Annotated in this window: 12 protein-coding genes; 6 read left to right on the top strand and 6 right to left on the bottom strand. The window is 69.9% G+C overall.

Annotated features, from left to right (window positions below; translation table 11 throughout):
* Positions 1–384: 384 nt before the first annotated feature.
* A complete protein-coding gene (locus FSYMDG_RS10450) occupies positions 385–1,248 on the top strand; it encodes a 3-hydroxybutyryl-CoA dehydrogenase (RefSeq protein WP_013873478.1) in 864 nt (287 codons plus the stop codon).
* Between the two features lie 21 nt (positions 1,249–1,269).
* The gene (locus FSYMDG_RS10445; RefSeq protein ID WP_013873477.1) at positions 1,270–2,430 is read left to right on the top strand and encodes an acyl-CoA dehydrogenase family protein; all 1,161 of its coding nucleotides are present in this window, start codon (positions 1,270–1,272) and stop codon (positions 2,428–2,430) included.
* 129 nt (positions 2,431–2,559) lie between these two features.
* On the opposite strand, the gene FSYMDG_RS10440 is transcribed toward FSYMDG_RS10445, so the two are convergent.
* The 3 genes from FSYMDG_RS10440 to FSYMDG_RS10430 all read right to left on the bottom strand — a co-directional run bounded on the left by FSYMDG_RS10440 (position 2,560) and on the right by FSYMDG_RS10430 (position 5,182).
* Positions 2,560–3,609, bottom strand: a complete 1,050-nt coding sequence (locus FSYMDG_RS10440; RefSeq protein ID WP_013873476.1) for an LLM class F420-dependent oxidoreductase — start codon at positions 3,607–3,609, stop codon at positions 2,560–2,562.
* 146 nt (positions 3,610–3,755) lie between these two features.
* On the bottom strand, positions 3,756–4,139 hold the full coding sequence (locus tag FSYMDG_RS10435; protein ID WP_013873475.1) for a VOC family protein: 384 nt from the start codon (positions 4,137–4,139) through the stop codon (positions 3,756–3,758).
* Positions 4,140–4,402: 263 nt separating this feature from the next.
* Complete coding sequence (locus FSYMDG_RS10430) at positions 4,403–5,182, bottom strand: hypothetical protein (RefSeq protein ID WP_043603415.1); 780 nt, start codon at positions 5,180–5,182, stop codon at positions 4,403–4,405.
* 83 nt (positions 5,183–5,265) lie between these two features.
* Between FSYMDG_RS10430 and FSYMDG_RS10425 the strand changes: the two genes are divergently transcribed.
* From FSYMDG_RS10425 to FSYMDG_RS10415, 3 genes are all read left to right on the top strand, one after another.
* Positions 5,266–5,514 carry a hypothetical protein gene (locus FSYMDG_RS10425; protein WP_043603413.1) on the top strand — a complete coding sequence of 83 codons (249 nt, stop codon included), beginning with the start codon at positions 5,266–5,268 and terminating at the stop codon, positions 5,512–5,514.
* Between the two features lie 225 nt (positions 5,515–5,739).
* Complete coding sequence (locus tag FSYMDG_RS10420) at positions 5,740–6,603, top strand: PP2C family protein-serine/threonine phosphatase (protein WP_013873473.1); 864 nt, start codon at positions 5,740–5,742, stop codon at positions 6,601–6,603.
* Positions 6,604–6,667: 64 nt separating this feature from the next.
* A complete protein-coding gene (locus FSYMDG_RS10415; protein ID WP_013873472.1) occupies positions 6,668–7,873 on the top strand; it encodes an MASE1 domain-containing protein in 1,206 nt (401 codons plus the stop codon).
* Between the two features lie 49 nt (positions 7,874–7,922).
* Here FSYMDG_RS10415 and FSYMDG_RS10410 read toward each other — a convergent pair whose 3' ends face one another.
* Positions 7,923–8,645 carry a TetR/AcrR family transcriptional regulator gene (locus FSYMDG_RS10410; protein WP_013873471.1) on the bottom strand — a complete coding sequence of 241 codons (723 nt, stop codon included), beginning with the start codon at positions 8,643–8,645 and terminating at the stop codon, positions 7,923–7,925.
* 585 nt (positions 8,646–9,230) lie between these two features.
* Here FSYMDG_RS10410 and FSYMDG_RS10405 point away from each other — a divergent pair.
* Positions 9,231–10,931, top strand: a complete 1,701-nt coding sequence (locus FSYMDG_RS10405; RefSeq protein ID WP_165001421.1) for an ATP-binding SpoIIE family protein phosphatase — start codon at positions 9,231–9,233, stop codon at positions 10,929–10,931.
* A 283-nt stretch (positions 10,932–11,214) separates the two neighbouring features.
* Here the strand turns inward: FSYMDG_RS10405 and FSYMDG_RS10400 are convergent, their stop codons facing one another.
* Positions 11,215–12,189: a hypothetical protein gene (locus FSYMDG_RS10400; RefSeq protein ID WP_013873469.1), complete on the bottom strand. Its 975-nt coding sequence runs from the start codon at positions 12,187–12,189 to the stop codon at positions 11,215–11,217.
* A 570-nt stretch (positions 12,190–12,759) separates the two neighbouring features.
* Positions 12,760–13,905 carry a HoxN/HupN/NixA family nickel/cobalt transporter gene (locus FSYMDG_RS10395; protein ID WP_013873468.1) on the bottom strand — a complete coding sequence of 382 codons (1,146 nt, stop codon included), beginning with the start codon at positions 13,903–13,905 and terminating at the stop codon, positions 12,760–12,762.
* Between the last annotated feature and the right edge of the window lie 121 nt (positions 13,906–14,026).

The following is a 14,026-nucleotide window of genomic DNA, read 5'->3' as shown; positions in this document are numbered from 1 at the left end:
CCAGGAGACGGCACGGCCGACCACCCCCGTCCACCCTCGGCATCAGCGGCCGGCGGAGCCTGCCCACGAAGCGGCGTAACGGACAGTACTGTCCAGATGCCTCCGCGGCTCACCGTCCGCCTCCGGGATTACCTGTAAAGATCACCGGATGCCTCTGCCCGGAGCCGACCACCCGACCCAGGGTGATGGGTGGTGATGGGTACCGTATCGACGACAGGAAGCTTGTACATCCGATAGACGGATGTCAAAATATCTCTCGCACGCAACGCTGAAGCTCTCATCCGCCGACAAAATCCGGAAAGATACTGAGCCGGTGTGGGATCAGCGCCCATGGACCGATACGAGCAGTGACGGCCCACCGGGCCAGGACGAGGAGAACCGGACATGAGTGGGATCCAGCGGGTGGGGATTGTGGGTGCCGGGCTGATGGGATCCGGCATCGCCGAAGTCAGCGCCCGGGCAGGACTGGACGTCGTGGTGACCGAGGTGAACCAGCTCGCGCTTGAGGCGGGAGCGCGGCGGATCGAGAAGTCGTTCGAGCGCGCGGTCCGAGGCCAGAAGCTGAGCGAGCAGGAGCGTGACGCGGCGCTGAGCCGGCTGCGCTACACCACCAACCTGGACGAGTTCGCCGACCGGGACCTGGTGGTCGAGGCCATCGCGGAGAACGAGCAGGCCAAACTGGAGGTGTTCACGGCGCTGGACAAGGTGGTGGCCTCACCCGACGCGATCCTGGCGTCGAACACCTCGTCAATTCCGATCATGAAGCTGGGCATGGCCACGACCCGGCCCGCGTACGTGGTGGGGCTGCACTTCTTCAACCCGGTACCGGTGCTGAAGCTGGTGGAACTGATCCCGTCGCTGCTGACCTCCGAGGAGACCCTGGCGGCCGTGACGGACTTCGCCACCGAGACGCTGGGCAAAACGGTGATCCGTTCGCAGGACAGGGCGGGCTTCGTGGTCAACGCACTGTTGATCCCGTACCTGCTGTCGGCGATCCGGATGATGGAGCCGGGCTTCGCGTCGGTGGAGGACATCGACAACGGCATGGTGCACGGGTGCTCCCATCCGATGGGTCCGCTGCGGCTGGCGGATCTGATCGGCCTGGACACCGTGAAGGCGGTGGCGGAGTCGATGTACGAGGAGTTCAAGGAACCTCTTTACACCGCCCCGCCGCTGCTGCTACGGATGGTCGACGCGGGACTGCTGGGCAAGAAGTCCAACCGTGGCTTCTACGACTATCAAAGTTGATCTTCTGGAAAGGAGCCGGGGATGAGCCAGGGCTTCGGGCTTTACCAGCTCGGTGAGGAACACGACGCACTGCGCGCGGCCGTACGCGCGCTGGCGGAGAAGGAGATCGCGCCGTACGCGACGGAGGTGGACGAAGCCGAACGGTTTCCAGCGGAGGCCCGTGACGCCCTGGTGAAGGCGGATTTCCACGCGGTGCACATCCCGGAGTCCTACGGCGGCCAGGGCGCGGACGCGGTCTCGGCGTGCATCGTGATCGAAGAGGTCGCGCGGGTGTGCGCGTCCTCGTCGCTGATCCCGGCGGTGAACAAGCTGGGCTCGCAGCCGATCATCCTGTCCGCCGACGAGGAGCTCAAGCGCACGGTGCTGAGCGAGATCGCGGCCGGCGCCGGGATCTCGTACGCGCTCTCCGAACGGGAGGCGGGCTCGGACACCGCGTCGATGCGCACCCGCGCCCAACTGGACGGGGACCACTGGGTACTCAACGGCACGAAGGCCTGGATCACCAACGCCGGGGAGTCGACCTGGTACACGGTGATGGCGGTGAGCAACCCGAACGCGGACAAGCCCTCGCGGGGTATCTCGGCGTTCGTGGTGCACCGGGACGACCCGGGCTTCTCGGTGGGCCACAAGGAGCGGAAGCTGGGGATCAAGGGGTCGCCGACCCGGGAGATCCACTTCGAGAACTGCACGATCCCGGCCAACCGGATCATCGGCGAGCCGGGAACCGGCCTGAAGACGGCGCTGGCCACCCTGGACCACACCCGTCCGACGATCGCGGCGCAGGCGCTGGGGATCGCGCAGGGCGCACTGGACGCGGCCGTGGACTACGTGCGCGAACGCCGGCAGTTCGGGCAGCGCATCGGGGACTTCCAGGGTATCCAGTTCATCCTGGCCGAACTGGCGATGAAGATCGAAGCCGCGCGGCATCTGGTGTACGCCTCGGCGGCGACCACCGAGCGCGGTGAGCCGGAGTCAGGCTTCCGCTCCGCGGCGGCCAAGACGTTCGCCTCGGACGTGGCGATGTCGGTGACCGTCGACGCCGTGCAGCTGTTCGGTGGCGCCGGGTATACCCGGGACTTCCCGGTGGAGCGGATGCTGCGCGACGCCAAGATCACCCAGATCTACGAGGGCACCAACCAGATCCTGCGCATGGTCATGGCCCGCCATCTGCTCCGAGGCTGACCTCCCGGCGCCGGCACAACGCGAGAACGCGAGGCCGACCAGCCCCGCGGACGAGGTGGGCGTGGGCTCCTCCCGGAGCTCACGCCCACCGGCGTGTCACGCCTCCCGCCGCCCGGTCCTGGCCGACGATCAGTCGATGATCGCGCGTAGCTGTTCGACGGCGTGCACACGCTCGGCGTGTGCGGTCGCCAGCGGCGTCACGTGCAGGGTCGTGACACCGGCTTCGGCAAAGGCGGCAACCCGCTCCTTGATGTACCCGGGCGGGCCCACCAGCGAGGTGTCCCGGACCAGGTCCTCCGGGATGGCGGCCGCTGCCTCGTCCTTGCGCCCGGCAAGGTACAGCTCCTGGATGACGTCGGCAGCCTGCTCGTACCCGTACCGGCGGGCCAGGTCGTTGTAGAAGTTCCGGCCCTTCGCGCCCATGCCGCCGATGTAGAGGGCCAGCTGGGCGCGGTACGGCTGCAGCAGCCGCGGATCGTCCTGGTAGCCCTCGCCGATGGCGAGGAACACGCTGGCGGTGATGTCCAGCGGGCCGAGCTCGGGGTCACGCCTGGCATAGCCCTCCCGCAGGGCGTTCCCCCACGCGTTGTCGGCCCTGTCCGGATGGAAGAACACCGGCAGCCATCCCTCCGCGATCTCGGCGGCCAGCGCCACGTTACGCGGGCCGATCGCGGCCAGAACGATCGGGATCCGGGGCCGGAGCGGACGATTTATGATCTTCAACGGCTTGCCGAGCCCGCTGCCCTGGCCTTCCGGCAGCGGGACCTGGTAGTACCTGCCCTTGTACACCACGGGTTCCCGCCGCCACACCTGGCGGCAGATGTCTATCACCTCGCGGGTGCGGCCCAGCGGCGCGTCGTAGAGGACACCGTGGAAGCCCTCGATCACCTGTGGCCCGGACGCGCCGAGCCCGAGCCAGAACCGCCCCCCGGAGACGAAGTCCAGGCCCGCGGCGGTCATCGCGGTCAGCGTCGGGGTACGGGTGTAGAGCTGCAGGATGGCGGAGGCGATCTCCAGCCGGCTGGTCCGCGCCGCGATGAAGCCGAGCTGGCTGACCGCGTCAAAGGTGTACGCCTCGGCGACCGAGACGATGTCGAGCCCGGCCTTCTCGAAATCCTCGAGCTCGGCGACAGCCTCCGTGAAGCCACCGCTGTAACTCAGCGTCATGCCGATCCGCATTACTCTCCCCGGTTCCGTCCGCAATAACAGTCACGACTGACCGGACGATACCGCTGGGGACCGGCCCGAGACAGAACTTCCACGGCGGTCGGCGGCCGGCCAGCCGCTCCGCCCGTTCTCCGCCTGCCGCTGGCGCGGCCGGGCCGTCAGGTCGCGCTGCCGTAGGGACGGGTGAGGATCTCCAGCAGGTGGCCGTCCGGATCCTGGAAGTAGACCCCGCGCCCACCGCTGCCGTGGTTGATCTCTCCCGGCCGGCTGCGGCCCGGGTCGGCCCAGTAACGGATGCCGCGCTCGCGAATCCGCCCGAAGATCTCGTCGAACTCCGTCTCACCGATGAGGAAGGCGTAGTGCTGCGGGGTGACCGCGCCCTTCGTCTCGGCGAAGTCGAGGCTCACGCCGTTGTCGGCCGTGACCACGAGGAAGTGCCCGAACGGGACTGGGGCCGCCAGCCCGAGGATGTCGGCGAGGAAGGCGGCCGACGCACTCCTGTCGTGCGCCGCCACGATGGTGTGGTTGAGCTGTACGGTCATGCCAGCGTCCCTCCTGTTCCGTTCCGCTCGCCTGTGCGATGCCGCATCCGTTCTCCCGGCTGTCGCGGTGGGCGAACGCGGGCGCCGCGCGCCGGTGGGCGATCACGCCATGGCGGGCCGCCGGTCGGCACGGCGAGCGCCTCCGACGCCGCCGCGGGGTATGTCGGGAAAGGCATGACAGCAGCCTGCAACTTCAACCGCACTTCAGGTCAACAGGGGACGGCGCGGAAGGTTTCGGCCGCCCAACCGTCGTCTCCCAACCGTCATATCCATGTCGTTGTCTCCCAGGTTGTTGTCTCCCAGCCGTTGTTTTCCGAACCTCTCCCAGGCGCGCGGCCTCCCGGGTGCGGCCAGCCGTCCGGGCCACCGCCAGCACCGTGGTCCGTCAGGATCCGGGGAGGGGGAAGCGGCCGGGCGGATGGCGCGGGCCGCGCCGGCCGGCCAGGGAGCGGGGCATGAGCAGCGGCACGGATGACACGGGCCACCGGGACGGCACGGCGACGACGGGTGCCGTGCCGGGTGCGGCAGTGGGCGCCACGATGGGGGATGGTGAGCAGCGGGTGCTCATCGGTGACCTGCCGGTGGTCGTCGTCCCCGGCCGTACCGTCGACCTGCGCGAGCTGCCGCCGTACAGCATCGCGCTGGACGGGGTCGTGCAGGGCCCGGCGCTCGACCTGAGCACCCGCCGGCTGAGTTTCGACCACCACGGCGCCTGCATCCGGCTGGTGACCACGGCGACCTGCCGACAGGTCGCCGACGCGCTGCTGCTCGGGCTGGAGCCCCGGCGTTACACCGCCTATGTCAACGATCTCGACGCGGACAACGCCGGCAGGGGCAGCGCCGCGCGGATGGCCGCCGACCTCGGCCGCTGCGTGGCGGCGATCGCCGAGCTGACCCGCGGTCTCGCCGGCACCGACCCGGGCGACCACGCCGGCCTGGGCGATCCGGCCGACACGAGTGATCCGGTCCGGGCGGGTGGCCAGGCCGACGCGGACGATCCGGCCGGCCGGCGGCGGCCGGCGACGTCGTTCCGGATCACCCATGCCGGGACGGGATGGGTGATGGCGACCAGCGACACCGGCGCCTTCGACCGGGTGTACGAAGCGGGGCACGCCCGGGCGGTGATGTGGCGGCCGTTGCCCGACGGCTCGACCGCGTACACCGTGGGACGGCGCAGCGACCTGGTGGACGGCTTCCCGGTCGGGCCGGCCGAGGCGCCGGGACGATCCTTGGCGCGCTCGCCGCGCGGGAGCCCGGCTGGGGCGGGGGCAGCTCGATCGGCGGGGCGCCCCGGCGTCCCGACGGCTCCCGCAGCTCACTGCACCCGGACGAGGTCTTCACGATCGTCGAGGCGGCCGTCACCGCGGCCGGCTGACCCGCGGGCCGGGGACGAGCACGCGGCCCGGGGAACGGACGGCCCGGAGAATCCGGCAGCGCACCGGGAGCGGGAGGCGCCCCGGCCCTGCCCGCGGCCGCCATCGGGCTGCCACGGGAGGGCGTACAGGGCAGGCCTGTGCCGAAGAAGGCATGCTCCGAAAAGGTCGACATGTTGTGGGACGGTTACCATGACCTACGGTCGAACCGACTTCCCGGAGCGGGTATGGCACCTCGGCGTCACTCCAGCCCTGAACCAGGGGACGACGAGCTGTCGCAGACCCTGGTGCAGCTCGCCGGCGAGGTGCTCGAGCGGATCAAACTCCAGCAGGTCCGGGTGGAACTGGCCATGGCGCTCCAGCGCCACATCCTGCCGGTCGAGCTGCCGGTGGTGCCGGGGCTGCGGACCGCGGCGTGCTACGTCCCGGCCCGTCCCGGGCTGGACATCGGCGGCGACTGGTACGACGCCTTCATGATGCCGGGTGGGACGGTCGGCATCGTCATCGGTGACGTGCAGGGCCATGACGTGGAGGCCGCCGCCTTCGTGGGTCAGGTCCGCATCGGGCTGCGCGCCGTCACCAGTGTCACCACCGATCCGGGAGAGGTCCTCGCCCGGATCAACGACCTGCTGGTGTCGCTGGGTTCCGGCCTGTTCGTGACGTGCACCTTCCTGCGCTTCGACCCGGCGTCCGGCGAGCTGGCGGATGCGCGCGCCGGCCATGTCCCGGCGGTCTGGGCCACCGCCGACGGCAGGTGCGAGGTGGTGCTGGACGACGGCGGGCTGCCGCTGGGGATGTTCCCCGGCCAGCGGTATCCGGTGACCCGCCGGCTGCTGACCGGGACCGGGGCCTTCGTCCTGCTGACCGACGGGGTCGTGGAGGGGCCGGCCTTCCCGCTCGAGCGGGGGCTGGAGCGGGTGGTGCACGTCGTCCGCGGCGGCTGCGAGGCCGACCCGGACGTCCTGGCCACCAAAGTGATCGACGTCGCGGACCTGACCGGCCACTGCGACGACGCCGCGGTGCTCGTCCTGCGCCACGACGGGCAGGCCCGCGGCCCGCGGCCCTGGCACCGTGCCGGCCGCGGGTGGTGATGTGACCTCGCCCACACCCATGTGATCTCGTTCACACAAAGCACCGGGTAGCGTCGTAACAACCATGGCGGTCGACGAACGACTCCGGCAGTGCCTCCGTCAGGGTCCTCACCGGCGCCTTCGGCAACGCACCGTCTCCGGGCGCATCGTCCCGCGACGCGTCATCACTCACCGTGTCACCGCCCAACGTGTTATCGCCCTGTGCGTTGCCTTCGCCCTGCGCACCTGCGCGATCACGGCGGCCTACTACGCCGCCGCCAGGGCGGGGCTGCTGCTGGAGCTGGTGCACAGACAGGTCACTCCGCTGTGGCCGCCGACCGGTATCGCCGTGGTCTGTCTGCTGCTGCTGGGCCTGCGCATGTGGCCGGGGGTGGCGTTGGGGGCCTTCCTCGTCAACCTGTCGCTCGGCTCGTCCGTGCTGGTGGCCCTTGGTATCTCCGTGGGAAACACGCTGGCCCCCGTCACCGCCTGTCTGCTTCTTCGCCGTAGCGGTTTCCGGCCGGAGCTGGACCGGCTGCGCGACGCCCTGGCGCTGGTGTTCCTCGGTGCCCTGGCCGGAATGCTGGTCAGCGCCACCGGGGGCACCGGAGTTCTCACGCTCGCCGGTGCCGTACCGACGGACGCGTTCTGGTCGACGTGGTCGGTGTGGTGGACCGGCGATGCCATGGGTGTCCTCGTCGTCGTGCCCTTCCTGCTCGTCCTGCGCCGGCTCCGGTGCCCGCGGGGCGCGGGCCCGCACCGGTGGCCCCGATGGTTTGAGGCCGGGGCGATGCTGGCGGTCACGGCCGTGGTCACGCTGGTAGCGACGAGAAGCACCGTCAGCCTGCTCTTCATCGTCTCCCCGGTCCTGATCTGGGCGGCGTTCCGTTTCCAGCTGGCCGGCACCGCGCCGTGCGCGCTGCTCATCTCCGTGATCACGATTTCCGCGGCGGCGGACGGCGTCGGCCCGTTCCGCGGCCACGAGCTGTCCACCCAGATGCTCACCCTGCAGGCCTTCAACGGGACCATCGCGCTGATCGCGCTGTCACTGTCGGCGCTGGTCACCGAACGGAACCGGACGCATCAGCGGATCGTGCGGGTCTGCCAGGAGCTCACCGAGGCGGTGACCCGGCTCGCCCCCGCTGACAGCGCGCCGGACACACTCGCCGTTCGCCGCCGGCCGCTGGAAAAGCCGGAAAGGGAAAGGACGGAAAAGACGGCCGATCCGGAAAGGAGCCCACCCTCCCCTTTCGTGCGGGCCAGCCGTCCGGCCGGACCGCCGCAGCCGTGACCCGGCCACACCGGGTCCTGGTACCCGCCCGGGCAGACCGCCGGAGGCCTCACAGGCCGAGCAGTTGGCGAGCCATCTGCTTCCACTGGGGCAGATGCGGGTCACTCGCCGCCGTGCGCGGATCGAACCCGTAGGTCATCGCGGCCCCGCGCATGCTCGTCATCAGCAGTTCCCGCACCTGCGGGAAGGTCTCCCGGGACGCCAGCGCCGGGCCGAACGCCCCCTCGGCGGCGGTGCGGATCGCCGCCCCCAGCCGGCGTTCGGCGGGGGCCAGCGCCTCCCGCAGGGCCTCGTTGGTGCGGGCCGCCGTCCACAGTTCCATCGCCGCCCAGAAGTACGGCTGGTGGAAGGTGAACCACATCATCTCCACGGCCCGGTCGAGGCGGGCGGCGCCGTCGGGCAGTTCGTCCAGCAGCTTGCCGAAGTGCTCCCAGGTGGTGGTCAGCCGGGTTGTCACGAGGTGCTGGGTGGCCGCGACCAGCAGCACCTCCCGGGACGGGAAGTGGTGCAGCAGCCGACCCCGGGACACCCCGGCCTCCGCCTGGATCACCAGGGTGGTGGTGCCGGCGTACCCGTACCGCACCAGGCAGTCGACCGTCGCGTCGAGGATGCGCTGGCGGCTGTCCAGGGTGCGCTCCCGGTGGGTGCGCTGGCCGCCTCGGGCCACCGGGCCCGGTGCCACCGTGGCACCAGCGCCCGGGCCCGCGCTCTGCCGCGTGGGTTCGGCACCGTCGGCGGCGGCTGCCCGGGAAGTAGGCCGGGATGGGGGCATGTACCGGACACTACCGCCCACCGGCCGTTTGACAGTCAGACCTGACCGCTACCCGGGCCGACCGGGGGCGGACAGCGAACAGGAGGAGCACAGCCGCCCACAGGCGACAAAAACCATACATCGTTAGGATTACGGCAGTCCGACCCCGACCCGTCGACGAGCCTCTGTTTTCCACCCGCTTCCGCCCGCTCCAGCGCTCTGCTCCAACAGGCCCGGGAAGGATCCCGATAGGCGGTTACCCGCTCTTCTGGCCACCGAGCGGGCCGAACGGGCGGTACCGCCGACCAAGCACCGACCCCGGTCCCGGTCGACCGATCCGAAGGAGCCCCCGTGCGTACCGGACGTACACGCAGGACACGCCCCCGGCCGCGTTGCGCGCTGCGTCTCCGGCCGCGTGACCGCTCGGTTCGGACAGCTGAGAATATCCCGGTGGGAGCCGCCGGTGAATCGGCCGGGAAACCGTATCGGATGGTATTCTGCGGCGTCGCCCCATGAGCCGGGCGTGTGCTCCTTCACCACGATACGGAGGCCTGGCATCGCGATCGTGTTTCATGCGACGTAGTTGGAATGTGCCATGGATCTGATATGACCGGACAGCAGCAGAACCCGCACGATCTGTATCTGCTCTATGCGGCTGCCAAACGCATCGGCCGCTCACTGGACGTTGACCACACGGCCGAGGACCTGGCCGAGGTCCTCGTCCCCGCCCTCGGCGATGTGGCCACGGTCGATCTCAGTGACGCCGTGCGGGCCGGCGACGAGCCGCCGAAAACATTCGGCGGTGGGCAGCTGCGCCTGCGACGTGTCGCCGCGGTCCGTCACCACGGTTCCTGGCATCCCGGATTCATCCGGACGGGCATGCCGGTCCCGTCGTTCCCGGACGGGTTTGAAATCCGCAGCCTGCAGCGCGGCAAGGTTCTGATGGCCACCAACCGGGCGGAGGTCGTTCCCTACGCGGGCGATTTCACGGACGCGATGGTCCCGCTGGACGCGCATTCGGGGATGAGCGCGCCCCTGTACGTCCGCGGCCTGCTGTTCGGGATCGTCAGCGTGTGGCGGACCGGTTCGACCCCGGTCTTCGACCGGGACGACCGCAAGCTGCTGCGGGAGATCGCCTCCCGTGCCGAGCTGAGCATCGACAACGCCCGCCGGTACACCCGCGAGCGCCGCGCGGCCATCGCGCTGCAGCGGGCCCTGCTGCCCCAGGCGAGGACCGACACCACCGCGGCCGAGACCGCCGGCAGGTACATCCCGGCCGACCGCGGCCGCCAGGTGGGCGGCGACTGGTACGACGTCATCCCGCTGTCCTCGCTGCGGGTGGCCTTCGTCGTCGGCGACGTCATCGGGCACGGCCTGCCCGCCAGCGCCACCATGGGACGGCTGCGCACCGCCGTGCAGACCCTGGCCGATCTCGACCTCGAGCCCGGCGAGCTGCTCGCCCACCTCGACGACCTCGTGCAGCGTCTCGCCAGCGAGGCCGGCCCCGCCCGGTGGGACACGGTGGGCGCGACCTGCGTCTACGCGGTGTACGACCCGGTCGCCGGCCGCTGCGCGATCGCCAGCGCCGGGCACCCGCCGCCGGCCGTGGTGACGCCGGAGGGCAAGGTCGACTTCGTCGACGTCACCCCCGGGCCGCCGCTCGGCGTGGGCGGGATGCCCTTCGAGGTCACCGAGATCGCGCTGGCGCCCGGCAGCGTTCTCGCCCTGTACACCGACGGCCTGCTCAACCGGCACGACCGCGACGTCACCCAGGGAATGGACTGGCTCCACGAGCGTCTGGGATCACTCTACGAAAGCGAACAGTCTCTGGACGACATCGGCCAGAAACTCCTCGGCGACGTCTCCTCGGCCCCGCCCGCGGACGACATCGTCATGCTGCTCGCCCGTACCCGTACCGTGGTGCCCGAGGCCGTCGTCGAGTGGGAGTTTCCCGCCGACGCGTCCGTGGTCGCCGAGGTCCGCAACCTCACGACCCAACAGCTGGCCGCCTGGGGCCTGGACACCCTGTCCTTCAGCACGGAACTGGTCGTCAGCGAGCTGATCACCAACGCCATCCGGTACGCGCAGGGCCCGATCAGGGTCCGGCTGATCCGCGACGACCTGCTCGTCTGCGAGGTCTCGGACGCCAGCTTCACCCAGCCGCGGCTGTGCTATGCCCGCAGCACCGACGAGGGCGGCCGTGGCCTGTTCCTGGTGGCCCAGATGACCCGACGGTGGGGCAGCCGCTACAGCCGCCTGGGCAAGACCATCTGGACCGAGCAGCCGACGCACCCGACGTATAAATAGGGCTTTCAGGCGTGAGCATGGCGCCAGGATGTGCCTGACGGATGTTCGACCGCGCGGGCGGCGCCCACATCGGCTGTCGACCACCATCCGTCGGACACGCCCTGGACGGGGACGTCCGGGGCCGCGGCCCGCGAACTGTGCGCGCACGCGAACAGGCGGCGGGCTGCGCTGGTATCCGGACCGGCTCTGTCACCGGATCTCGAATCCCCGCTTGGCACCGCCGCCGCAGGTCCCGCTCGCATCCCGTCGCGATCAGCGACCGGGTGTGTGTTCGGACCCCGTGCTATCCGGGCAGCAGGCTGGCCGGATCGAAGTTCTCGTCCCAGTAGTGCGGCCGGACGACCGGCACACCGAGCGCCTCGAAGACCGTGTTGTCCTCCCAGTAGGTCGACTCAAGGATGATCTTTCCCTCGGAGTCGAACTGGTGGAACGTCGAGCCGACAGTCTCCAGCGTCTTGCCGCTGGTGGGCAGGCCGCGGTAGGTCGTGGCCCCCTCGATCCGGACGTTCCAGTGGATGAGGCCGTAGCTGTCGTTGGCCCCGCCGAACCACGCGGTGGGGGTGAAGGTGTAGGTGCCGTTCTCCCCGCTGGCGATCCCGCCCAGCCGCTCCACGAGGGTCTCGCGGTCGGTGACCGTGTCGTCGAGGTGGTCGTCGACCTTGGTCCACTCGACGGTGAAGTAGTCGGCGTACAGGTCGGCCAGGGCGGCCGTGTCGCTGCCGAGGGCGGCGGCCCACCGCTGGGCGTGCTCCAGGCCACTGGCCGCCCGGATGAAGGGGGCGCCGCTGGAGGTCTTCACCACGGCGGGCTTGGTGCCGGTCAGGCTCTTGGTGGGGCTGACGGGCCCGACCGCACGCAGCACCGCGGACGCGTCCCACCAGGAGGACTCGCGGGTGATCAGACCCTGCTCGTTGTAGATGTGGAAGGTGTGGCCCTGGGTGCCGAACGGCTTGCCCGCGACGTCCAGGCCGAGGAAGACCGCGGCGTGCTCGGGGCTCCACTCCCAGCGGAGCAGACCCACCCGCTCGTCGCCGATGTAGGAACGAATCCGGAAGTTGTGGATGCCGATGCCGTTCTCCGGGTCCTTGTTCGCGTACGGGCCGAAAACGCGGTGCAGGTCCGGCTTGTTGTTGATGTTGTACTGGTCAAGCATCACGTCTTCGAAGATGAAACCGTCGTCGGCGTAGAGCTTGGAGACTGCCTCAGCGCTCTCCCGGAACGCCTTCAGCCACTTGATTCCGAAATTGTAGTGCGCCACGATTTCTCCTTGTCCTTGCACGAGCCTTCGCAAGCCGGAACAAAATCTCAGGACTCCGAAATATCAACCTTCCCGGGAAGCGCCAGCCTTCCCGGGAAATGTCAGCCCACCCGGGGAAACAGATAACAACAGCCCGCCACAGCAGCCGGCAGGACCCGGCCGACGCGTTCTGGCCGGGGTCGACACGAGCCGGCCGGCCGGCCGGACGAACAGGCGTCCACCGGCTGGGCCCGTCGCGTCACACCGACGACCACAAACGCCCTGACCACCCGGTCCTCCACGTCGTCCGCCCGCGGTACCCCGCACGTTCGCCCTGCACGGAACAGATCCTCGTCCGCCGAAATCATTCTTTACACAGCCGAAGACGATATTCCGGGAGAACGTGGCCCGCATCACCCTCTGGGATGAAGTCCGTCCGGCTGCGGGATGACCTGCCCGCCGCGCCCAGCTGCCGAACCTGCCCGCCGAGCCACTCGTCGAGCCCGCCCGGCCGGCGGGCGCGTGCGCGCAGGCGGGCAGGCTCAGCCGTTGCCGGGACAGCGGGTATGCCGGGCGCGCGGCCGGCCGAGATCAGCCCGCGGGCTCGGCCTGTCGGGCATGCTCACCGCCGTCGGCGGACCACTTCTCCTCGATGCGCCCGTACTTCCACACCAGCAGCGCAACCGCCCAGGTGAGGACGAACAGGGCGACGACGAAGTAGCCGAGCAGGTTGAGGTCCAGGCCGCTGACCCAGTCCCAGAAACCGCCGGTGAGGCTCGCCTTCTCGGCGAGGATGCCGAGCAGTTCCACGGTGCCGATGAGGAAGGCGACCGCGACCGACAGCCCGGTGATCATGATGTTGTAGTAGACCTTGCGAACGGGCCTGGAGAACGCCCAGCCATAGGCGAAGTTCATGAACGACCCGTCGATCGTGTCCAGCAGGCTCATGCCCGCGGCGAACAGGATCGGCAGCACGAGGATGGCGTACCAGGGCCGCCCGGCCCCGGCGGCCCCGGCGGCCAGGAACAGCAGCGCGACCTCGGTGGCGGTGTCGAAGCCGAGACCGAACAGGACGCCCAGCGGGTACATCTGCCACGGCCTGGTGATCGCCCTGGTGACGCGGCCGAGCAGCCGGTTCATCAGGCCGCGGGAGTTCAGCTGCTCCTCGAGGGCGGCCTCGTCATAGTGCCCGCGCCGCATGTCCCGGAACACCCTCAGGATCCCGAGCAGGACAGCGAAGTTGATCGCGGCGATGAGGTAGAGGAAGCCACCGGAGACGGTGGTGCCGATCCAGCCGGTGACGGCGTGCAGGGTGGAGCCGTCGTCCTCGACCTGCCCGGCCAGCGAACGTATCCCGATGCCGAACAGGAACGCCAGCGCGAAGACGATCGTGGAGTGGCCGAGGGAGAAGAAGAACCCGACCGACAGCGGCCGCTGGCCGTCGGTCATCAGCTTGCGGGTGGTGTTGTCGATCGCGGCGATGTGGTCGGCGTCGAAGGCGTGGCGCAGACCCAGGGTGTAGGCGGTGACCCCGAGGCCGATGCCGAACACCTGGCCGTCGGCCCCGAAGTGGTAGTGCCGCGGGGCGACGATCGCGATCAGAGCGAACCAGCCGATCACGTGCAGCCCGATGATGACGCCGGCCATGCCGGCCACGCTCGCCCACTCCCGTGGGCCGAGCGCCCGGCGGATGCGGGTGAACCGTGCCGTGGGCGAGGTGTCGATCTGGGCAGCCATGGCGGAATCCTTCCTGGCGGAGGGCCCCGGCAGCGCCGACGGGGGTGGATGCGCCTGCGGACGTTAACCATCCCCACCGCCTGCTGCAAGATACTTGCAGGAGATAATGGATTGCATGGTG

The sequence above is a fragment of the Candidatus Protofrankia datiscae genome (assembly GCF_000177615.2).
GTDB lineage: Bacteria > Actinomycetota > Actinomycetes > Frankiales > Frankiaceae > Protofrankia > Protofrankia coriariae.
Note: the sequence above shows the minus strand (reverse complement) of the source record. Positions and strands in the feature narration are given on the sequence as shown.